Below are 22,741 nucleotides of genomic sequence, written 5' to 3' on the forward strand. Positions count from 1 at the left end.
TACGGCCTACGCGCAGATCCTGGTATTTGGTCGGGTCATCATCATAGGTACGGATATCCACGCCCTGCACGTTCTGGCGCAACCACTCTTCATAGTTGGTACCCAGACCGACGCCCACCTTTTTACCTTTCAGATCGGCAGCGGTTTTAATCCCGCCCTCATTACCCTTCTTCACCAGCGCCTGGATGCCGGAGACGGTGTAAGGGGTAGAGAAGTCATATTTCTTCTTACGCTCGTCGGAGATAGTGACCTGGTTGATCACCACGTCGATACGTTTAGAGTCCAGCGAGGCCAGCATACCGTCCCACTTGGTCGGCTTCAGCGAGGCTTTCACGCCGAGGTGTTTCGCCAGCTCGTTCGCGAACTCCACTTCAAAGCCGGTAAGCTTGCCGTCATCGCCCTGGTAGCTGAACGGCGGATAGGTTCCTTCCAGCCCCACCAGCAGCGTACCGCGCTCTTTTACTTTATTCAGCAGGCCTTCGTCGGCGAAAGACTTCGCGCTCACGCCTGCCATCAGCGCAACAGCCATCACACCCATCAGCGCCTGACGACCCAAAAGTGCTAATTTCATAGTTACCCCGAATATGATAATAGATTGCGGGTAGTGTAAGGTGCTGACCCACAAGGTACAAACACCTGTACGCTACATATTATTCACTTTTAATATATATCAGAAGTTGCGCCGGAAGCGATTTTCTGACTGGCCATAAAGTGCGACTGGGCTTTGAATTGCGCATATTTGCGCAGGGCGATCCGGTAATTATTGGTGCTGGTGGTGGGCAGCCACGGTTCCAGAACTTCATCCAGAAAACCGTCTTCGAGCTGGTCATAGGTGATGCGGTGGGCGGTAAGATGATTGCCAAGACGACGCAGGCGCACCACGTACTCACGCACCGTGCCATGGCTCATCTCTGTTTGCTCAAACAGATACTGCTTAAAACCGATAATATCAAAAAAGTCGCTCTGCTCTTTGCAGTGCAAATCACCGCAGAAGCGGCACAGTGCTACCCACTCTTTCTGCTCCTGCTCCCAGCCCGCTTCGTCCAGAAGCGTGTCGAGGCGCGAGATAGCAATTTTGTTGACGATTTCGCCCCGACGCACCAGCGTGATGCGGTCGAGCAGTTTATGGCAATGGGCGCAATGCGTCTGGCTGTGTTTGAAGTCTTTAAGGTAGCGGCTTAGTGGCCGTCTTTTTACTTGTAGCACCGTCATGATAACTCCTGGTTGTCAATACGTTGTGCGACATCGTTCAGGCAGCACGCATTGCTGCCTATAACTTACCCAGTTTGGTACGTAAGCGTTTAATGGCCTGGCTATGGAGCTGGCTGACCCGCGACTCTCCAACATCCAGCACCGCGCCGATCTCTTTGAGATTCAGCTCTTCCTGGTAGTAGAGCGTCAATACCAGCTGCTCACGCTCCGGCAAGGCTTCGATCGCCTCCATCACGCGATGGCGGAGATTACTCTCCAATAGCTGATGTAACGGGTTCTCCTGCTGGTGATCGTCGGTCACCAGCTCAATGCTATCGCCATGCTCTTCACGCCACTCGTCATAGGAGAAGAGTTGGCTATTATTGGTGTCGAGCAACATCTGACGATACTCTTCCACAGAAATATTGAGCCGCTGTGCAACTTCAGTTTCCGTTGCGTTACGGCCTAACTCCTGCTCCAGCTGCCCCATCGCCTGCGCTACTTCGCGGGCGTTACGCCGAACGCTGCGCGGCACCCAATCGCGGCTGCGCAATTCGTCCAGCATCGCGCCACGAATACGCTGCACTGCGTAAGTGGTAAATGCCGTTCCTTGCAGAGCGTCATATCGGTCAACTGCATTCAATAACCCGATACCGCCCGCCTGTAGCAGATCGTCCAGTTCCACACTCGCCGGCAAACGCACCTGCAGGCGCAATGCTTCGTGACGCACTAGCGGTACATAACGTTGCCACAACGAGTGTTTATCCATTACACCTTCAGCGGTATACATTGAATTCACGATAAACAGCCCTGCGTTAAATGAGTTATCGGCATGATTATCCGATTCTGGAGGGGTTTTAATCGGATGAATAGGGGAAGAAAAGGTGGGTTATTTGGCTAACACCAGCGTTACCTACGTGGATTTTAGGCAAAAGTCACCCTCATTTGGGAGTCATTCCCCCTACCTGTTCGCGATCGCTTGACCGGGCGGGACGCCAGATGTAGCGACTAGAGTAACCGGCATGTCCTATGACCATAAAATGTTTAGCTAAGCATGTCGAAAAATGAAGCGCATTTGAAGTCATATCAAATGCGCCCAGAGCTATTTTTTACATTTCGCAACGGCGGTAGACATAGAAATCAGCAAACGACGTGTTCAAAGTATCTTTAAAGTCAAATGGATATTTATTAGGTATAAATTTATGGAAAGTATAGGTCCCGCCCATATTTTTTTCTACCCAATTTGTAAATTTACGATGATACACATGCTGATCATACTTCGAGATGGAATTATTATATCCCTCATCATTAGAGGCATACACTATAACAAATCGTGATGAAGCGGAGAAAAGCGTTATCATATATTTTTCAAATATACTATCCTCAATAAGATGGTATATAACATCAAGCGACAGCGCTAACTCTGCTTGCTGATTGTTCCATTCACTAACAGGATAAAATGTTTTGGTAGCATCGTTAACATATCTTTTTTTGCAAATCTGCAGCGCATGTTCAGAAACATCAAACCCCATATAGCGAGGATAGTTAGATAATGATAATTGGTTACCATCTCCACAGCCAAACTCGATCACGGATTGAATTTGTTCTGACGTAACAAAATCATTGATTATTTTGGCCTTAAAATCTGCCAACCGGCCGTAAGAACCCGCCCCAGAGTTACCTTTTAATCTATAACGATCGTCCCAATATTGAGAGGAATGATTAAATTCCAGCACCTCATTTTGAGGCGAATTTTTAGCATGAGCATTAGATGCCTGACGACGAATAATAGTCGATGTTTCTTCAGCAGCGAACCCATAATGCGAAATCATATTTTTGATATATTTATCATTTTCACCTTTTAACAGATTTGTACGCCATAGTCCTTCTTCTGATGTTCCTTTCCATTCACCCTGAACCATATTGCCGCCAACCACGTTGAATTTAACACCATTTAAACGGCACATCCAGAACAGCCAAACATCATCAGCATTTAAAGATAACTTCTCAAATAGCGACTTATTAACAACATCCTGATGGAAACAATGAGGCGGATATAAGGTACCGAATCCTGTGGTCGGAAAAATCAAATTTGAATGGTCAGATGAATCATTATAATTCCAGTTCCATTGATTGTATGGAACAGGAATACCTTTGTCATTAAGACGGATCTTATGTGCTCGATGTGCGACAACTGTTTTATAATCGCCATCCCACGCAGCAACCAGCGTTTCCAGCCATTCAGGGTGATATGATAAATCATCATCAGCCGTCACAATGAAGGCATTAGGTTCAGCAATCAATGCAGGGACTATCTTTTTATACGACTTAATATCCTCACAATATTTTATTTTAATCCCTTTAGCAGCGAGTGCCAGGACATTATCAGGTACAAAATGACGCTCAGATTCAGCAAGCCACAAAATGATCTCATCGGCTTTTACCGTCTGCTTTAACAGGCACTCCAGTGTCATATGGAGCGTACTAAAACGCTTATGCCACGACGTTAAACTGACAATAAGTTTCTGCGGTAGCGAATGGTTTTGCGGTTCATTTTTATCGTCTGATGCTAATTTTTGGTAAGACAGAATCTCAGTAACATATGAATCTGCCCGTTCCTGCGACTCAGCTTGCAACAGTTGTAGAACTACATCATGTAAGCCGTAAACCATATGTAGTATAAACGCCAGTTTTTCACGCTGCTCTGTGTTTAAGGCGGCAAGCCGTTCCTCATTAGGCAACCAAAGGCCGTGTGCCGTCACCATTCTTGATGAACGTAACTTTGTCTCTGTTCCTATTTCTACCGCTTGTGCAACCTGAATATTTGGAAACGCGTGGAAATAGAAACCCAACTCCTTTAACGTCTTGTTAATTTCACTCAATGACAGTTGATCTTCATGAGTCTCATTCAAGGCAAGGCAGATGTCAATGACCAGGCATGTACTTAGTACGCGTCGCCCATATTTAAACACTTGGGCAATATTAAATTTATTATCCAACACCATCCATTCGACAGTGTCCAATCCCTCGATAGTATCGAGCTTTGTACTCGGGACATTAATCTTGGCGATAACTTTTCGCTCAGACATTACGTTTGATTCGATGCCATTGGCTGGCAATGGCTTGAGATCGCTACTGTTATTATTATCCAGACACATATAGACGTGTACATTCTCCCCATCGCCCAATGCATGTAATGGGATATGCTGAATATCTTTCCGCCGAAGAGGTAAATGTTTTTCTTCAATCTTACCAATAAGATCCAGAATAAAAAATCGAAACCCATTCAACTCAGTCAGGTTGATAAACTGGTCACCAGTAGCAAGGCCTGCCCCATAATCTAGCATAAATACCTTGCTACCTAAATGAAATTGGAATGATGTTTCCATTGACGATGCATGCTGCAATTCAATCGGCTTATGGTCATCATGGAAATATGGCTCTGCATCATTGCTCAACGTTAACGCTGCGGGTGCTTTATTATCACAGTAACGCTGCCACACAGCACGCATCGCATCAGTAAAATGTTTAGCAAACAGCTTGCCATCACAGACGGGTGAAGATAAAAATATATTACGCAAGTTGTTACGAATAATATTGAGACTCTCAATATCCTTAGTCAACCCTACGGTAATATTGATATATTGCTCCCAATCATTTGCGACCAACTCCTTTAATCCAGCATTCACTAAATGAGAAGCAGAGTGGCGTCCGGCAAACGTAGGGCCAGGTAGAGTAACAACAGGTACACCCATTGCTAACGCTTCGCAGGTTGTTAACCCGCCGGAATAAGGCCAAGGGTCAAGGGCAATATCGACATCGTTATAACTTGCCAACAATGCCTTATGCATTGATTCACCTTCGATTCTTACCCGGTCACGAGTAATACCTAGTGATTCTAATGCACTAAATACATATTCGCAAAGCTGTTCACTTCCAAAGTTAGCACTTTTCAGGAACAAGCGTGACTGCGGAACCTGATGCAGAATTACTGCCCACTGGGACAGTATGACATCGTTAATTTTTGAACCATAATTGAAGCAGCCAAAAGTGATATATCCATTAGCATTCACCGGTGCACTATTTACAGGTGGTAAGTAAGGAGGTGGATCGTAACAAATATAATCGTTCGGCAGCCTGATCAACTTTTCGGTATATAGCCCATCCGCCCCTTCCGGAGTTTCAATATTATCGCTAAGCAGATAATCCATACTCTCCACACCTGTAGTACTGATTAAACCACCTACCCATTTGATCTGCACAGGTGCGGGAGCCATTAGTATGGTTTGTACGCGGCTACCGCTATTGTAACCACTTAAATCAAAGAGAATATCAATGCCATCATCACGAATAAGATCATTCAATGCATCTTCACTTATACCACCAACAGCCTGCCATTTTGCACAAATCTGTTTGATTCTCTGCGTAACATGGTCTTCATTATTGGCCGTACTGTAGGCATAGAACTCAATTTGTGATGAAGACACGTGCGACAGCCCTACTGTAATCATATTTCCAACCGGATGCACCCGGAATCCATCGGATATAAGGCCAATGCGCAAACGTTTATTGTGAGTTTTATCTTTGGCAATCGCACGAGACGGCTTTTTATAAGCAAATTTTAGCTGCCAGGCTTTACACAGCTCAAGGAGTTGTTCGGCTGTTTTTTCCGGATGATAATGTAAACTAATAATACGATTAAAATAAGGTAGCGGATTTTCTTTGCTAAGGTTACAGCTCCTACGGTAAGCCTCGTTCATTTCCTCAAACTGGATGAGTTCCGCCTTGATTAATCCCAGGTTATTCCAGTAGAGCCAATTTCCAGGGTAGTCTTTAACCAGTCGCTGATATAATTGGTCAGCCTGATCATAACGTTTCAGTTTCAATGACAACAGCGCCTGCAGTGACAGTATCCGCTGATCTCTGGTACAGTTGCCAGAATTAATGACAGCATTAAGATAGTCAACCGCTTCTTCTGAACGCTCTGAAAGATAAAGCAGATCGGCTTTGGTATAGACGGCATCACTTCCATAGGGATCTTTTCCCAGCGCCGTATTGATGCAGCTTTCTGCTTCTGCAAAAGCGCCTAACCGTTGGTAGGCTTTCGACATCAGCACCCATAACTCTGGATTTTCAACACCCTGTGCCAGTAATTCTCTCGTTATTTCAAGAGTTTTGGCAGGTTCAGCCTGAAGGGATTGCGTCGCTAAACGAATGTCTTCTTTTATTGTGCTGTCTGTTTTTTTACGGGCGATAACGTCAATGAGCGACTTTTTCATATCAATGCGTGAGTCCAGGTTAAGAACGAGGCCGTTGAGGAAAGGCAAATGCCTGTTAGGAACTCTCAGTATAAAAAAGACAAAAAAAAATAACGGGTATAATACCCGTTATTTTTTATGCTAATTGCTGTGATTGCTGACGCGTTATTAACGCAGCAGAGACAGCATAGTCTGTGGAACCTGGTTAGCCTGCGCCAGTACAGAAGAGCCAGCCTGCTGCAGGATCTGCGCACGGGACATGTTGGACACTTCGGTAGCGTAGTCGGAGTCCTGAATACGGCTGCGAGCAGAAGAGAGGTTGCTCACGGTGTTGTTCAGGTTGGTGATGGTAGATTCGAAACGGTTCTGGGAAGCACCCAGCAGGCTGCGCTGAGAATCTACGGATTTGATAGCTTCATCGATATCTGACAGCGGCGTGCTACCAGCAGCAGTACCAGTAGAGCTAACTTTACCTTTTAATACATCAAAACCTTCGGCTGCAACAGTACGTGCATTACCATTTACCGCTTCATTTGCAGTGGTAGATGCTTTCAGTTTAGTATCGTAAGCAGTCTGAGATGTAGTTAAGTTAGTCTGTGCAGTATTACGTGCTGTTTCTGCAGTAGCTTTAATGGTTGCATTAGCAGCTGAGTCTACCGCTTGTTGAGCAGTATCTAACAAACCTTTCTTTGCAGTAACGTCGTCTTTAGCAGTTTTCAGAGCGTCTGTGGTGGTAAACTTGTAAGTATTGATAGTTTCAGAAGACGTATTGTTTGTACCAGCAGTTGCCAAGTTCCAGCCAGCGCTTGAGCTGATAGCAATGCTAATCTGCTCGCCGTCTTTAGAACCAACCTGGAAATCATAGTTGGTGTTGCCCGCAGTACGGTTATCCAGAACTTTAATACCGTTAAAGTCGGTCTGTTTGGTTACGCGGTTGATCTCTTCCATACGCTGGTTAACTTCAGACTGGATGGAGTCGATGTCAGATGCAGAGTTAGAGCTGTTCTGCGCCTGAACGGTCAGGTCACGTACGCGCTGCAGGTTGTTGTTAATCTCGGACAGCGCGCCTTCAGCGGTCTGTGCCAGGGAGATACCGTCGTTGGCGTTACGTGCTGCTACGCCCAGACCGTTGATGTTAGAGGTGAAGCGGTTAGCGATCGCCTGACCAGCAGCATCATCTTTTGCGCTGTTGATACGCAGACCGGAAGAGAGGCGCTCGATAGCAGTGCCCAGAGAGGACTGAGATTTAGTCAGGTTGTTCTGAGTCGTCAGAGACAGGGTGTTAGTATTGATAACAGCCATGATTGAATTCCTTTAAAAAGTTGTCTGAGTCAGGCATCTGCCTACGGCTTTCTCGCCGTTGATGTGATTATCGACCGCCCTCGGATAACCTTTAGAAAAAATATTCGCTTTTTTAAAGGCGCAAACTGCCTGGCTTTTCTCCGCTTTATTTCGCCATTGTTTTTTGTAAAAGGCTCTAATCTTTTTGCTGTCGCTGCCGATAGTGCATCCAGTGATTGTCTTAAATTGAGGGATGTTATTATGGCAACAGTAAGTTCGCTCGGCGCGGGTACCAGCATGAGTTCATCGCTGAGTACGTTATATGATGGGCTGGAGTCTTCAGAACAGACCCGGCTGACGCCTATTACGCAGCAACAATCATCATATAAAGCAAAACTGACCGCCTGGGGCGTAGTGCAGACATCATTAACCAAGCTGCAGACTGCAGCGGACGCGCTAAAAGATACCTCAGCCATTGCGTCGGCCAAGGTCTCCAGCACCAATACCGCCTTCAGTGCCACGCTGGCCAACAGCGCCACGGCGGGAACCTACTCCGTTGAGGTCAGCCAGTTGGCCGCGTCGCAGTCGCTGTTAAGCCCAAAGGCGAGCAGCAAGGACACCGATCTGGGCGACAGCACCCTGAGCTCGCGGACAATCACGATTACCCAGCCGGGCCAAAAAGATCCGATGACGGTGACGCTGGCCAGCGATAAAACCAGTCTTGCGGACGTTCGCGATGCGATCAACGCCAAACAGGGCAGCGTCACCGCCAGTATTATTAAAGCAGATGATGACAGCTACTACCTGGCGCTGACTTCACGGGACAGCGGCACGGCCAACGCCATGACCATTAGCACTGACGACAGCAAGCTGGCGAAATACATCAGCTATGACGCAACCGACAGTAGCAAGAGCGCAATGACCCAGCAGGTGGCGGCGAAGGATGCGATTGTAAAAATCAATGACATCACCATCACCCGCAGCAGCAACACGATTACCGATGCGCCAGAGGGCGTGACCCTGTCGCTGACCAAAACCAATGTTGGCAATCCAGAGGCGCTGTCGGTAGTCAAAGACAACGAACCGATGACGACGGCCATAAAGGCCTACGTTGACGCCTATAACTCGCTGCAGACGACCATCAGCAACCAGACCAAATATACAGCGGTAGATCAGGGCAGCGACAGCCAGAGTACCTCAAACGGGGATCTGCTCGGCGATGGCACGCTGCGTAATATCCAGACGCGCCTGCGCTCCCTGCTCTCCACCAGCCAGGGAACCGGAACTATCTCTACCCTGTCGCAGATGGGTATCACCCAGGATCTCAGCGGCAAGCTGACCATCGATGATACCAAGCTGACTAAAGCGCTGAACGAGTCCCCGACCGATGTGTTGACTTTCCTATCCGGCGACGGCAAAACCACCGGTTTTGCCACCCAGGCTAGCAGCCAGTTAAAAGATATCCTCGGCACTGATGGCTCGCTGCAAAGTGCCACGGACGGGATCAATAAAACGCTGAAGCGGCTGTCAGAGAAGTACGACCAGGTAAATACCCAGATCACCGCAACGATGGCGCGTTACAAGGCGCAGTTTACCAGCCTGAGTACGCTGATGTCGTCCCTGGACTCCACGGCCAGCTACCTGACCCAGCAGTTCAATGCCATAAACAGCTAATGAGTAATGATTGAGGTTTGACATGTATACAAAATCGGGAATTCAGGCTTATGCACAGGTCGGCGTTGAGAGCGCCGTTCTGAGTGCCAGCCCACACCAGCTGGTAGTTTTGCTTTTTGATGGCGCGCTCAGCGCCATGAAAAAAGCGGCCATCCTGATCGATCAGGGAGACATTCCCGGTAAAGGACAGGCGTTGTCAAAGGCCATCAACATCATCACTAACGGCTTACGCGCAGGGCTTAACCACGAAGTCGGTGGTGACCTTGCGTCAAACCTTGACAGTCTTTATGACTATATGACACGGCGTCTTCTCCAGGCTAATTTGCACAATGACCTTGCCGCCATTGATGAGGTCACGAACCTGCTGACCAACATTGCAGATGCCTGGAAGGAGATCGGCCCCAATAATCAAAATGCGCGGGACACCTACTAATGGAAGCCGATTTCGGGTTGCTCCACCACTATCAGCAGCTGCTGCTGACCAGCAATATGATGCTCATCCTCGCCAAAGAGGGGCGCTGGGATGAGTTAATCCAGCATGAAGTGAGCTATATTACCGCAGTAGAAAAGCTGACCCAGCTTCAGGATACGGCAGATACCGCGCCCACCATTCAGGGGCTTCTCCGCCCCCTGTTAAAACAGATCCTGGATAACGAAGTTGAGCTAAAAACGCTGCTGCATCAGCGCATGGAAGAACTACGCACTCTGGTTGGGCAAACGTCCCGGCAACACAACCTGAATTCAACCTATGGACGTCTCTCTGGCAATATCCTTTTCCCAAGCGAGCTTTGAACGCTGCCGCCTGCAAGCGGGTGAACTATTTTAACGCCCCCACCCGCTTCGTTTTCTGATTTTCATCCATACTTCAAGTTCCTTACTCTGGAGCATGGTCGATGAAAAACCCCACCTTATTGCAATGCTTTCACTGGTACTATCCGGAAGGCGGTAAACTCTGGCCGGAAGTGGCCGAGCGTGCGTCTGGTTTTAATGATATTGGCATTAACATGGTCTGGCTGCCGCCCGCCTATAAAGCAGCAACGGGAGGCTATTCTGTCGGGTATGACACCTACGATCTTTTCGATCTGGGCGAGTTCGATCAAAAAGGCACGATTCCTACCAAATACGGTGATAAGGCCCAGCTGCTGGCGGCCATTGGCGCGCTGAAGGAGAACGGCATCGCCGTGCTGCTCGACGTGGTGGTCAACCATAAGATGGGAGCCGACGAAAAAGAGTCGATCTGTGTTAATCGGGTGAATGAACACGATCGTAACCAGATCGACGACGAGGAGATCGCGTGCGAAGCCTGGACGCGCTATACCTTCCCCGCCCGTAAAGGAAAATACTCAAAATTTGTCTGGGACCACAAGTGCTTTAGCGGCGTTGATCACATCGAAAATCCCGATGAAGACGGCATATTTAAAATCGTTAACGATTACACCGGCGACGGCTGGAACGATCAGGTCGACGAAGAGCTAGGTAACTTTGACTATCTGATGGGGTCCAACATCGACTTCCGCAACCGGGCGGTAACGGAGGAGATCAAGTATTGGGCGCGCTGGGTAATGGAGCAGACCCAGTGCGACGGCTTCCGCCTCGATGCTGTAAAACATATCCCGGCCTGGTTCTATAAAGAGTGGATTGCCCACGTGCAGGAAGTGGCGCCGAAGCCGCTGTTCATCGTCGCCGAATACTGGTCCCACGAAGTGGATCGGCTGCAACAGTATATCGATCAGGTAGAAGGTAATACGATGCTGTTCGATGCCCCGCTGCAGATGAATTTCCATCAGGCATCGCTGCAGGGTCGTGACTACGACATGAGCCAGATCTTCAGCGGTACGCTGGTAGAAGCCGATCCTTTCCACGCGGTAACGGTGGTGACTAACCACGACACCCAGCCGCTGCAGGCTCTGGAAGCGCCAGTGGAATCCTGGTTTAAGCCGCTGGCCTATGCCCTGATCCTGCTGCGGGAAAACGGGGTTCCGTCGGTGTTCTATCCGGATCTCTACGGTGCAAGCTATGACGATACCGGCGGCGATGGCGAGACCTATCATATCGACATGCCGATTATCGAACAGCTCGACCAGCTGATTCTGGCCCGTCAGCGCTTTGCCCACGGCATACAGACTCTGTGGTTCGATCACCCGAACTGCATCGCCTTTAGCCGGAGCGGAACCGAAGAGGATCCGGGCTGCGTGGTAGTGCTCTCTAACGGCGACGAGGGTGAAAAGACTCTGGAGCTGGGAGAGAACTACGGTAATAAGATGTGGCGCGACTACCTGGGCAACCGTGAAGAGACCGTCAGCACCGACGAAAACGGCACGGGCACCTTTACCTGCAATGGCGGTAGCGTCAGCGTCTGGGTACTGGAGGAGTCACTTTGACAGAAAACGCTGAGTGAGAAGCCTCACTCAGCGTTATTACCTTACGGTAGCGGCGTCGGCAGCGGGCTTTTCGCCAGCACCTCAGCACACTCGGCGGTCGGGCGGTCAACCCGCTTCAGGGTCATGCCCGCATACTCTAGCAGCGCCCCCTCCCGCTCTACAGAATAGACCTCTACCTTCTGCGTCACGTTATAGAGATCGTCCCCGCGCAGCGTCAGCTTGCCCGGAAGGGCAATTACTCGCTGCCACTGGCGGCAGTCCAGCGTATCCCCGGCGGGGGTCACCACCAGGCTGGCTATCGCTTCCGGACTCACCAGCTCGCTCTGTGGCCCGGCGGATTGCCAGTATCCGGCCAGACCCGCTGGCGCTGGGTGTTTTACCACCTCGTTATAGTTTTCAATCTGTGCACAGCCGGTCAGTGCCAGCAATGCGCTAAAAATCGCTACTTTTTTCATCTAATACCCTGCGCGCGAAGAAAAAAATATTTTGGCATTAAAGCGCCCTACCCGCCAGCGATAACCGTCAGCCGTATTAATTGATCTGCACCGTATAAATGCCATTTACCTCTGGGCAAACGTAGCGTTACGTGTAGGATCGCGGTTCCGCTTTATACAATAAACCTTCTGAGTTCAGAGGCTATTACCATGTCCTGGCAACATTTCAAACAGCGCTGGCTGATTACCTTTTGGGCACCCCTGCCCGCCGTTATCGCCGCCAGCATTCTCTCAACCTACTATTTTGGTATTACCGGCACCTTCTGGGCCGTCACCGGGGAGTTTACCCGCTGGGGCGGTCAACTCTTACAGCTGATGGGCGTTCATACGGAAACCTGGGGCTACTACAGGCTGATCCATCTGGAGGGCACGCCGCTGACGCGCATCGATGGCATGATGATTATCGGCATGTTTGGCGGCTGTTTTGCCGCCGCGCTGTGGGCGAATAACGTCAAATTGCGCATGCCCCGCAGCCGGATCCGTATTATGCAGGCCGTCGTTGGTGGCATCATTGCCGGATTCGGCGCACGGCTGGCGATGGGCTGTAACCTGGCAGCGTTCTTCACCGGTATTCCGCAGTTTTCCCTCCATGCCTGGTTCTTTGCGCTGGCCACGGCGGTCGGCAGCTGGTTTGGGGCGCGCTTTACCCTGCTTCCCCTGTTTCGTATCCCGGTTAAAATACAGAAGGTTTCTGCCGCCTCACCGTTAACCCAGAAACCTGCTCAGGCACGCCGCCGCTTTCGCCTCGGCATGCTGGTGTTTGTTGGCATGCTGGGTTGGGCGATGCTAACGGCGATGAATCAGCCCAGGCTGGGTCTTGCCATGCTGTTCGGCGTCGGCTTTGGCCTGCTGATTGAGCGGGCGCAGATCTGCTTTACCTCTGCCTTCCGTGATATGTGGATCACCGGCCGCACCCATATGGCGAAAGCAATCATCCTTGGCATGGCGGTCAGCGCTATCGGCATTTTCAGCTACGTCCAGCTAGGGGTTGAGGCCAAAATTATGTGGGCTGGCCCTAACGCCGTGATTGGCGGCCTGCTCTTTGGCTTTGGCATTGTACTGGCAGGCGGCTGCGAGACCGGCTGGATGTACCGCGCCGTAGAGGGCCAAATACACTACTGGTGGGTAGGGCTGGGGAACGTCATCGGCTCGACGCTGCTGGCTTACTTCTGGGACGATCTGGCGCCATCGCTGGCAACCCGCTGGGATAAGGTGAACCTGTTGAACACCTTCGGCCCGCTTGGTGGATTGCTGGTGACCTATGGCCTGCTGTTGGTTGCCCTGCTGCTGGTCGTGGCCTGGGAAAAACATTTCTTTAAGCGCGCCGCCACCCTGGCGGTTAAGGAAGCGGTGTGAATACGAGCACAACGATAGTACCCGATTATCGCCTGGATATGGTGGGCGAGCCGTGCCCCTACCCTGCCGTCGCCACGCTGGAAGCGATGCCGCAGCTAAAGAAAGGTGAAGTTCTGGAGGTGGTGAGCGACTGTCCGCAATCTATTAACAATATCCCGCTGGACGCACGTAATCACGGCTATACCGTACTGGATATCCAGCAGGATGGGCCGACGATTCGTTATTTGATTCAGAAGTAAAGGATTTGCCGGGTGGCGGCTTCGCCTGACCCGGCCTACGGCTCGAGGATTATGCGGTTTTTGTAGGCCGGGTAAGCGCAGCGCCACCCGGCGAATGTCATTTACAACACCACTGGCAGATTACTGCGGAATACGCAGCACCTGGCCCGGATAGATTTTTTCCGGGCTTTTCAGCATCGGTTTATTCGCTTCGAAAATTTTATTGTACTGGTTAGCGTCGCCGTACACCTGTTTGGAGATAGCGCTCAGGGTGTCACCAGATTTAACCGTATAGAACTGGCTCTCTTTGGCAGTCGTATCGGCGGCTGGCGCGGCCTTAACGTTGTCCGCTACGCTGGCGATACCGGAGATATTACCCACCGCAACCAGAATCTTCTCTTTCGCTTCCTGGCTCAGACCTTCACCGGTTACGGTGGCCTGACCATCAGCAACCTGCACGTTAACTTTATCCGCGTCCGGGATACCGGTTTTACTCAGATGCTCCTGCACCTTTTTCGCTTGCTCTTCCTTGTCATCATGCCCGGAGACAGCGTCCCACAGCTTTTCACCTGCTTCTTTTACAAAATTGAAAAGACCCATTTTCAGCTCCTTACCGTTAAGTTAAGACTCTGAAAGTGTAGCAGAGGCCAGGTGAAGCGGCTGACGTAAGCGTAATTTAAGGAAGTTCTGACTACAGGAGAAAGCCGTCATTTGATTTAACAAATCCAGAGGAGCCTATAGTTTTATATTCACCGACACCCAGCCAGGAAATTGATATCCTTTGCTCAAAGCTGGATAAAATCTTCAATGACAGTTTATCGCATTCAGTGCAGCAACGACGCGGACTATTATGCAATTAGTAAAGAGGGCGGGTTTAGATCTTCCTTTCGCCCACATAATGTGAAATCATAAAATATTAAATGGTTTAAAGTCCTTGATGTCGGCATGAACATTGACATATTTTGCAGTAGATTTAACGATCAGCGTCTGTATTTTTATTTTCAAGGCTGTATCCCTTTCGATAAATTGAATTCAGAAGTTATCAATGTTCATAAATTAGGAGAGTAACGTTAACAACTAGCAGGTATTCTGTACTGCTTTACAGCATTTTGATTGAGCTTCTCATGTTGAGAATAATAAAAAACCGCCCTTTGGCGGTTTACGTTCACCAGCTACTCAGAACTTCGGGGCCATTCCATACTTGGGAGATTTGATATTGGCCGCCCAGACTTTTATGTTTTCCTGAATCACTGCCGTAAAGTCTGATTTCAGATTCCCTACAAGGGCGTTGACCTTATCAGCGTCATCGACAATGTAATGCTCAATTTTATTGTTCCCCACCGGTACACACTTATAAGCAGCAGGCACTATGATATTGTTTATTCTTAGCGGCGGATTAGTGTTTGAACATCCTCCATTAGACATATACGAAATAGTAAGGTTGGCTGTTTTATAGCCAGCCTGAGCAATGCTTATCATTACAGGGTTGTCGTTGACAGTTTGAGTGATGTCATATAAAACCCGGTCTTTCTCATACCAGGTGTTAAGCTCACGCTCTTGCCAGGCTGCGTTACTGTGTGCAGAAAACAGCAGCAAAAAGCTGCTAATCACTTTTAAGGTTTTCATGGTTATGTGGTTTTTATTTAAGGCGCCATAATCATTACAAGATGTAACACAGTAAATCAACAACCTAAGGAAAATCCTACTAAGTTTGGTGATACCGAGATTTGTTTTGGATGCAGTAACAATAAGGGATAAGAACCGCCCGTAGCATATCGGCAAGATTTGTCTTAATGAAGAATTGTCTTACGATTTTTGACGCGCCCTCTTTATATTCAGTACCCTCACTAGGGTATACGTGTGGCTCGTCAATCTCTTTGATGCGGTCTTTGTCGATTTGCACTGCTTCAGTGCTGTCAGCAGGCTGACATCCAGATATAGGCTGGCTGCCACCCGAAGGTAACCTGTCTGAGTATTCCCGCATCTGGTTAGCAGCTGCAGGAGGCATATGCCGATGAGAGCAATTATTAGTTGCAACAGCCACTTTGATTTCACCTGAGCTCTTTGTGGTATTGCAGCAATTACACGTCCGGGAAGCAGTATCAGGTTGAGGCGAAGCTCATGGAATACGGCAGGAAGGATATCTATCCATACACATTTTTGTTTAATCTAAGGATGGTAACGTGTAACAGCAGGCAGGACATCATTACGCGGTTGGGTCGATTAACTAGATTAGAGAAATAATGAAGCGTGCCGGTTTACGATACAGAAAAGCGTATCAGTCCCGCCACACTTACGCATGTTGTTCTCTGTCAGCCAGAACCAATCCTAACTTCATAACCATGCAAAAGAGCCATGCTCATGCTAACGCTGGGATAGTTTACCGGTTCTAAGGAAAATGGATGTCTGATAACCATCAGGTACAGAGTGCCTTTCTGAACCAGAAATTATCAGAGTTTGCCTCACCCATAGGCTCCTTTTAGTTATTTCTTTATGAGGCAATAACTTAGATCTGCTACACCTGCATGCTCATCACTTCCTGATACGCCGACACCAGCTTGTTACGCACCTGGATCCCCATCTGTAACGACACGGACGATTTCTGCAGATCGGTCATCACGTCGTTCAGGGCGACGCCTGGCTCGCCAAGGGTGAATTTCTCGGCCTGCGTACGCGCGGCGTTCTGCGTATCGCTGATGCGATCCAGCGCAGCGTGCAGCTGGCCCGCAAAGCTAACGGTGGACTCAACGCCAACGCTCTGGTTTTTCGCCACGCCGGCCGTAGCCTGCAGCTGGCTGATGACGCCCTCAATCCCCTGAATAGACATGGTTTAACCCCTACATGATTTGACTGGCGACGAGATTACCAGCTTGTCAATAAGATGAAGGCGGTAAATAGCGACAAAAAACCAGGTTATTTGACCCATAGAAAATCGCGATTCATCAAATAATGGCGGGGCCATCAACATGGAACTTTTGTCGTGTTTGCCGACCCGGGAGTCCGTTTTGCTTCATTACACGAATAATGCCGTCCACCCAGAGTTACGAGGTGTGCAATGAGTGCGACAGCAACCGCATCACAGAATAAATCTCTCGAGTGGATGAACCGCCTGCGCGCGAATCCCAGAATTCCCCTGCTCATCGCCGGTGCCGCGGCCATCGCCATCATCGTGGCTATGGTACTGTGGGCGAAACAGCCCGACTACCGCGTCCTCTATAGCAACGTCTCCGATCAGGACGGCGGCGCGATTGTGACCCAATTGACGCAGATGAACATCCCCTACCGCTTCTCTGAAACCGGTGGCGCGATTGAAGTGCCTGCGGATAAGGTGCACGAGCTGCGCCTGCGCCTGGCCCAGCTTGGGCTGCCGAAAGGCGGCGCGGTGGGCTTTGAGCTGCTGGACCAGGAGAAGTTTGGTATCAGCCAGTTCAGCGAGCAGGTCAACTACCAGCGTGCGCTGGAGGGCGAGCTGGCCCGCACCATCGAAACCCTCGGGCCGGTAAAATCAGCGCGTGTTCACCTGGCGATGCCTAAGCCGTCGCTCTTTGTGCGTGAACAGAAATCTCCGTCAGCCTCCGTTACCGTCAATCTCGCGCCGGGCCGCGCCATGGACGAGGGCCAGATTAGCGCCGTGGTCCATTTAGTTTCCAGCGCCGTTGCTGGCCTGCCGCCGGGTAACGTTACCCTGGTCGACCAGAGCGGTCGCCTGCTGACCCAGTCCAACACCAGCGGTCGCGATCTTAACGATGCCCAGCTGAAGTATGCCGCTGACGTTGAAGGCCGCGTGCAGCGCCGTATCGAAGCGATCCTCTCCCCTATCGTCGGGAATGGCAACGTCCATGCTCAGGTTAACGCCCAGATCGACTTTGATAATAAAGAGCAGACCGAAGAGCAGTATCACCCCAACGGTAACCCGTCCGAGGCGGTGATGCGCTCCCGTCAGCTGAACGAAAGCGAGCAGGTGGGCGGCCCCTATCCGGGCGGCGTGCCGGGTGCGCTCTCTAACCAGCCGGCTCCGGCCAATAACGCGCCGATTACCGCGAATGCGCCGCAAAACGGCCAGCAGAACCAGAATGCGCAGCAGACCACGACCAGCACGGCAAACAGCGCCGGTCCGCGTAATACGCAGCGCAATGAGACCACCAACTACGAAGTCGACCGCACCATTCGCCACACCAAAATGAACGTGGGCGATGTGCAGCGTCTCTCCGTGGCCGTGGTGGTGAACTACCGCACCCTGACCGATGGCAAACCGCTGCCGTTGACCGCCGATCAGCTGAAGCAGATCGAAGATCTGACCCGTGAAGCGATGGGCTTCTCCCAGCAGCGCGGCGATACCCTTAACGTGGTGAACTCCCAGTTCAACGCCACCGATGAGAGCGCGGGTGAGCTGCCGTTCTGGCAACAACAAGCCTTTATCGATCAGCTGTTGGCCGCCGGTCGCTGGCTACTGGTGCTGATTGTGGCCTGGATCCTGTGGCGCAAAGCCGTCCGTCCGCAGCTGGTGCGTCGCGAAGAGGAGCGCAAAGCGCTGCTTGAGAATGCGCAGACACGCCAGATGCCGGAAGAGGAAGCGGTGGAGGTTCGCCTGAGTAAAGACGAGCAGACCCAGCAGCGCCGTGCTAACCAGCGCCTGAGCGCCGAGGTGATGAGCCAGCGTATTCGCGAAATGTCAGATAACGATCCGCGCGTTGTGGCGCTGGTCATCCGCCAGTGGATGAGTGGTGAAGAGCATGAGTAACCTTACCGGAACCGAAAAGAGCGTCATCCTGCTGATGACCATTGGTGAAGACCGCGCGGCGGAGGTGTTCAAACACCTCTCCCAGCGTGAGGTCCAGCACCTGAGTACCGCCATGGCTGGCGTGCGCCAGATCTCCAACAAGCAGCTGACCGACGTCCTGCAGGAGTTCGAGCAAGAGGCAGAGCAGTTCGCTGCGCTCAATATCAACGCCAATGACTACCTGCGTTCGGTGCTGGTGAAAGCGCTCGGCGAAGAGCGCGCGGCCAGCCTGCTGGAAGATATTCTTGAGACGCGCGATACCTCCAGCGGTATCGAGACGCTCAACTTTATGGAGCCGCAGACCGCCGCCGATCTTATCCGCGACGAGCATCCGCAGATTATCGCCACCATCCTTGTGCACCTTAAGCGCGGCCAGGCGGCGGATATTCTCGCCCTCTTCGATGAGCGCCTGCGTCATGACGTGATGCTGCGTATCGCTACCTTCGGCGGTGTCCAGCCAGCGGCACTGGCGGAGCTGACCGAGGTGCTGAACAGCCTGCTCGACGGCCAGAACCTCAAGCGCAGCAAAATGGGCGGCGTGAGAACGGCGGCAGAGATCATCAACCTGATGAAGACCCAGCAGGAAGAGGCCGTCATTACCGCGGTGCGCGAATTCGACGGCGAGCTGGCGCAGAAAATTATCGACGAGATGTTCCTGTTCGAAAACCTCTCCGAGGTGGACGACCGCAGCATCCAGCGCCTGCTGCAGGAAGTGGATTCCGAATCCCTGCTTATCGCACTCAAAGGCTCCGAACAGCCGCTGCGCGAGAAGTTCCTGCGCAACATGTCCCAGCGTGCGGCAGATATCCTGCGCGACGACCTTGCCAACCGCGGGCCGGTGCGCCTCTCCCAGGTGGAGAACGAGCAGAAAGCGATCCTGCTTATCGTACGTCGTCTGGCAGAGACCGGCGAGATGGTAATCGGCAGCGGCGAGGATACCTATGTCTAACGAACTGCCGTGGAAAATCTGGACGCCGGAAGATCTGGCGATGCCGGTGAGCGAGTTCGTTCCGGCGGTGGCGAAGGATAGCGATAGCGACGACGCCCCGCAGGAAGGCGAAGAGATCGTTTTAACCGACGAGCAGAAGCAACAGCAGCAGCTGGCGCAGCTGCAGATCCAGGCCCACGAGCAGGGATACAGCGCCGGTCTCGCCGAAGGCCGGCAGGCGGGTCATAGCCAGGGATATCAGGAGGGGCTGGCCCAGGGCCTTGAGCAGGGTCTGGCCCAGGCCCAGCAGCAGCAGGCACCGATCCATGCCCGGATGCAGCAGCTGGCGAGCGAGTTCCAGCACAGCCTCGACGCGCTGGACAGCGTTATCGCCTCCCGCCTGATGCAGATGGCGTTAGAGGCGGCACGCCAGGTGATTGGCCATACGCCGAGCGTGGACAACACCACCCTGATTAAACAGATTCAGCAGCTGCTCCAGCAGGAGCCGCTGTTTAACGGCAAGCCGCAGCTGCGCGTCCACCCGGACGATCTCCAGCGAGTGGAAGATATGTTGGGCGCGACGCTGAGCCTGCACGGCTGGCGTCTGCGCGGCGATCCAACCCTCCACCCGGGCGGGTGCAAAGTCTCTGCCGACGAGGGCGATCTGGATGCCAGCGTCGCCACCCGCTGGCAGGAACTGTGCCGCCTGGCGGCACCGGGAGTGATCTGATGACCGCGCGCCTGACTCGCTGGCTCACTACGCTGGACAACTTTGAGAGCAAGATGGCGCAGCTGCCCGCGGTACGCCGCTACGGCCGGCTGACCCGTGCCACCGGCCTGGTGCTGGAGGCGACTGGCCTCCAGCTGCCGCTGGGAGCAACCTGCATTATTGAACGCCAGGAGAATGGCGAGACCCGGGAAGTGGAGAGTGAAGTGGTGGGCTTTAACGGCCAGCGCCTCTTCCTGATGCCGCTCGAAGAGGTCGAAGGCATCCTCCCCGGCGCACGCGTCTATGCCCGTAGCGCCAGCGCCGACGGCATGCACAGCGGAAAACAGCTGCCGTTAGGCCCGGCGCTGCTTGGCCGGGTGCTCGACGGCGGCGGCAAACCGCTGGACGGTCTCCCCTCCCCTGACACCACCGAAACCGGGGCGCTGATCACGCAGCCGTTTAACCCACTCCAGCGAACCCCCATTGAGCATGTACTCGATACCGGCGTGCGGCCGATCAACGCCCTGTTAACCGTGGGTCGTGGTCAGCGTATGGGCCTGTTCGCTGGCTCCGGCGTGGGTAAGAGCGTACTGCTGGGCATGATGGCCCGTTACACCCAGGCCGACGTGATTGTGGTTGGCCTGATTGGTGAGCGTGGTCGTGAAGTAAAAGATTTTATCGAAAACATTTTAGGCGCAGAGGGCCGTGCCCGGTCGGTGGTGATCGCCGCCCCGGCGGACGTCTCGCCGCTGCTGCGTATGCAGGGGGCAGCCTACGCTACGCGCATTGCGGAAGACTTCCGCGATCGCGGCCAGCACGTGCTGCTGATTATGGACTCCTTAACCCGCTATGCGATGGCCCAGCGTGAGATCGCTCTGGCGATTGGCGAGCCACCGGCGACCAAGGGCTATCCGCCCTCGGTGTTTGCCAAACTGCCCGCGCTGGTAGAGCGCGCCGGTAACGGCACCCACGGCGGTGGATCGATTACCGCCTTCTATACCGTGCTGACCGAAGGAGACGATCAGCAGGATCCGATCGCCGACTCTGCTCGCGCCATCCTTGACGGCCACATTGTGCTGTCGCGGCGGCTGGCAGAAGCGGGCCACTACCCCGCTATCGATATTGAAGCCTCTATCAGCCGGGCCATGACCGCGTTAATCAGCGAGCAGCACTACGCCAGGGTCAGGCATTTCAAACAGCTGCTCTCCAGCTTCCAGCGCAACCGCGATCTGGTGAGCGTGGGAGCCTATGCCCGGGGCAGCGATCCGATGCTGGACAAAGCCATCGCCCTGTGGCCGCAGCTGGAAGCCTATCTCCAGCAGGGCATTTTTGAACGCGCCGGATGGGAAGAGTCCATCCAGGGCTTAGAGCTTATTTTCCCGACGGTGTAACAGAAGAGTGGGAGGGCGACGATCGTGACGCAGACTAGCGCATTAACGACGCTAAAGGATCTGGCTGAAAAAGCGGTGGATGACGCAGCAATACGCCTCGGTGAGATGCGCCGGGGATGCCAGCAGGCGGAAGAGCAGCTCAAGATGCTGATGGATTATCAGAACGAGTACCGCAATAACCTCAACACGGATATGACCCAGGGCATTGGCAGTCAGCGCTGGCAGAACTACCAGCAGTTTATCTCTACGCTGGAGAAAGCCATCGAGCAGCACCGCCAGCAGCTGATGCAGTGGACCACAAAAGTTGAACAGGCGCTGAATGCCTGGCGAGAGAAGAAACAACGTTTACAGGCGTGGCAAACCCTACAGGATCGGCAGACCGCTGCCGCCCTGCTGGCAGAAAACCGCCTCGATCAGAAAAAAATGGATGAGTTCGCCCAGCGCGCTTCAATGAGGAAACCAGAGTGATCACTTTGCCAAAACTGCTTGTTACCGATGCCGATACCACCAGCGGCCTGCAAACAGGTAAAGCGGCGACGGGCGCAGAAGACTTTCTTGCCCTGCTGTCGGGCGCGCTTACCGGCACCCAGACGTCGGGCGAGGAGACTCCCCTTACCCTTAACGATCTGCGCTCGGCCAGCGCTACGCTACAGCAGAGCCTGCTGAAAGGCGGCGCGGATGAGACCGATACCCGCTCCCCGGCCGTACAGCTGGCCGCCCTGCTCTCCCGCACGCCAGCAGGCGCTGCTGCGGCAACTGCGGCTAAAGCTGACGAATCCGGAGATTTGACCCAGACCAGCGCGCCGTTGCAGAGCGAAGCACAGGCTATCTTAGCCAGCCTGACCGGCGGCCTGAAAGGCATTACATCTGCCCCCACAGCGCAACAGGCGCAGCCAGCCACCGCCGCCGCAGACGATGACACGCGCAGCGACCTGAGCGCAGAGGAGCTGGCCGGGCTGAGCGCCCTGCTGGCGATGCTGCCGCATCAGCAAGCGGCGACTGCCGCCGTGCCGAAGAGTGACGCCACAGCTTCAGCCACGCCGGTGAGTACCGCCGCTGGCCGCAGCCCGGTTCTGGCAT

At 52.5% G+C, this 22,741-nt stretch carries 20 protein-coding genes and 1 pseudogene; 12 read left to right on the forward strand and 9 right to left on the reverse strand.

Translation table 11 applies throughout. The annotated features are described in order from the left end of the window. The 5 genes from tcyJ to RTP97_RS15385 form a co-directional block, all read right to left on the reverse strand. The coding region (tcyJ, locus tag RTP97_RS15365) for a cystine ABC transporter substrate-binding protein (protein WP_312415192.1) at positions 1–571 on the reverse strand (571 nt) is incomplete at its 3' end. Between the two features lie 89 nt (positions 572–660). Further along, positions 661–1,212, reverse strand: a complete 552-nt coding sequence (gene fliZ / locus RTP97_RS15370; protein WP_312415194.1) for a flagella biosynthesis regulatory protein FliZ — start codon at positions 1,210–1,212, stop codon at positions 661–663. 58 nt (positions 1,213–1,270) lie between these two features. Further along, on the reverse strand, positions 1,271–1,990 hold the full coding sequence (locus RTP97_RS15375; protein WP_312209226.1) for an RNA polymerase sigma factor FliA: 720 nt from the start codon (positions 1,988–1,990) through the stop codon (positions 1,271–1,273). A gap of 310 nt (positions 1,991–2,300) precedes the next feature. Next, complete coding sequence (locus RTP97_RS15380; protein WP_312415196.1) at positions 2,301–6,470, reverse strand: tetratricopeptide repeat protein; 4,170 nt, start codon at positions 6,468–6,470, stop codon at positions 2,301–2,303. A gap of 147 nt (positions 6,471–6,617) precedes the next feature. Beyond that, complete coding sequence (locus RTP97_RS15385) at positions 6,618–7,751, reverse strand: FliC/FljB family flagellin (protein WP_312415199.1); 1,134 nt, start codon at positions 7,749–7,751, stop codon at positions 6,618–6,620. 240 nt (positions 7,752–7,991) lie between these two features. Here RTP97_RS15385 and fliD point away from each other — a divergent pair, with 240 nt between their 5' ends. The 4 genes from fliD to amyA all read left to right on the forward strand — a co-directional run bounded on the left by fliD (position 7,992) and on the right by amyA (position 11,785). Continuing rightward, positions 7,992–9,404 (forward strand): flagellar filament capping protein FliD, encoded by a 1,413-nt coding sequence (fliD, locus tag RTP97_RS15390; protein WP_312415202.1) that lies wholly within the window; start codon positions 7,992–7,994, stop codon positions 9,402–9,404. A gap of 22 nt (positions 9,405–9,426) precedes the next feature. After that, positions 9,427–9,837 carry a flagellar export chaperone FliS gene (gene fliS, locus RTP97_RS15395; protein ID WP_103819235.1) on the forward strand — a complete coding sequence of 137 codons (411 nt, stop codon included), beginning with the start codon at positions 9,427–9,429 and terminating at the stop codon, positions 9,835–9,837. Then, positions 9,837–10,196 (forward strand): flagella biosynthesis regulatory protein FliT, encoded by a 360-nt coding sequence (gene fliT, locus RTP97_RS15400; protein ID WP_312415205.1) that lies wholly within the window; start codon positions 9,837–9,839, stop codon positions 10,194–10,196. The genes fliS and fliT overlap by 1 nt, the downstream gene beginning before the upstream one ends. 101 nt (positions 10,197–10,297) lie before the next feature. Continuing rightward, a complete protein-coding gene (gene amyA, locus RTP97_RS15405) occupies positions 10,298–11,785 on the forward strand; it encodes an alpha-amylase (RefSeq protein WP_312415208.1) in 1,488 nt (495 codons plus the stop codon). 41 nt (positions 11,786–11,826) lie between these two features. On the opposite strand, the gene yedD is transcribed toward amyA, so the two are convergent. After that, positions 11,827–12,240 carry a lipoprotein YedD gene (gene yedD, locus RTP97_RS15410; protein WP_312415210.1) on the reverse strand — a complete coding sequence of 138 codons (414 nt, stop codon included), beginning with the start codon at positions 12,238–12,240 and terminating at the stop codon, positions 11,827–11,829. Between the two features lie 189 nt (positions 12,241–12,429). On the opposite strand from yedD, the gene yedE reads away from it, so the two are divergent. Then, entirely contained in the window at positions 12,430–13,635 is a 1,206-nt protein-coding gene (yedE, locus tag RTP97_RS15415) for a selenium metabolism membrane protein YedE/FdhT (protein WP_312415212.1), read from the forward strand. A gap of 14 nt (positions 13,636–13,649) precedes the next feature. Then, positions 13,650–13,874, forward strand: a complete 225-nt coding sequence (yedF, locus tag RTP97_RS15420) for a sulfurtransferase-like selenium metabolism protein YedF (protein ID WP_312415280.1) — start codon at positions 13,650–13,652, stop codon at positions 13,872–13,874. 120 nt (positions 13,875–13,994) lie between these two features. On the opposite strand, the gene lysM is transcribed toward yedF, so the two are convergent. From lysM to fliE, 3 genes are all read right to left on the reverse strand, one after another. Then, positions 13,995–14,453, reverse strand: coding sequence for a peptidoglycan-binding protein LysM (gene lysM / locus RTP97_RS15425; protein WP_144817322.1), 459 nt, complete (start codon positions 14,451–14,453; stop codon positions 13,995–13,997). Positions 14,454–15,029: 576 nt separating this feature from the next. Further along, positions 15,030–15,479 (reverse strand): hypothetical protein, encoded by a 450-nt coding sequence (locus RTP97_RS15430; RefSeq protein ID WP_312415214.1) that lies wholly within the window; start codon positions 15,477–15,479, stop codon positions 15,030–15,032. Between the two features lie 889 nt (positions 15,480–16,368). Next, complete coding sequence (gene fliE, locus RTP97_RS15435; RefSeq protein WP_312415215.1) at positions 16,369–16,680, reverse strand: flagellar hook-basal body complex protein FliE; 312 nt, start codon at positions 16,678–16,680, stop codon at positions 16,369–16,371. 228 nt (positions 16,681–16,908) lie between these two features. Here fliE and fliF point away from each other — a divergent pair, with 228 nt between their 5' ends. The 6 genes and pseudogenes from fliF to RTP97_RS15465 form a co-directional block, all read left to right on the forward strand. Then, positions 16,909–18,594 (forward strand): flagellar basal-body MS-ring/collar protein FliF, encoded by a 1,686-nt coding sequence (gene fliF, locus RTP97_RS15440; protein WP_312415216.1) that lies wholly within the window; start codon positions 16,909–16,911, stop codon positions 18,592–18,594. Beyond that, positions 18,587–19,582, forward strand: coding sequence for a flagellar motor switch protein FliG (fliG, locus tag RTP97_RS15445; RefSeq protein ID WP_042391432.1), 996 nt, complete (start codon positions 18,587–18,589; stop codon positions 19,580–19,582). The genes fliF and fliG overlap by 8 nt, the downstream gene beginning before the upstream one ends. After that, positions 19,575–20,291: a flagellar assembly protein FliH gene (gene fliH, locus RTP97_RS15450; RefSeq protein ID WP_312415219.1), complete on the forward strand. Its 717-nt coding sequence runs from the start codon at positions 19,575–19,577 to the stop codon at positions 20,289–20,291. Before fliG ends, fliH begins: the two co-directional genes overlap by 8 nt. Then, positions 20,291–21,661 carry a flagellar protein export ATPase FliI gene (gene fliI, locus RTP97_RS15455; RefSeq protein WP_312415222.1) on the forward strand — a complete coding sequence of 457 codons (1,371 nt, stop codon included), beginning with the start codon at positions 20,291–20,293 and terminating at the stop codon, positions 21,659–21,661. Before fliH ends, fliI begins: the two co-directional genes overlap by 1 nt. A 24-nt stretch (positions 21,662–21,685) precedes the next feature. Continuing rightward, on the forward strand, positions 21,686–22,129 hold the full coding sequence (fliJ, locus tag RTP97_RS15460) for a flagellar export protein FliJ (RefSeq protein WP_312415225.1): 444 nt from the start codon (positions 21,686–21,688) through the stop codon (positions 22,127–22,129). Further along, a pseudogene (locus tag RTP97_RS15465) lies at positions 22,126–22,741 on the forward strand (hypothetical protein); the annotation flags it as partial. The gene fliJ and the pseudogene RTP97_RS15465, both read left to right, overlap by 4 nt.

The organism is Pseudescherichia sp., assembly GCF_031998825.1.
Taxonomy (GTDB): domain Bacteria; phylum Pseudomonadota; class Gammaproteobacteria; order Enterobacterales; family Enterobacteriaceae; genus Pseudescherichia.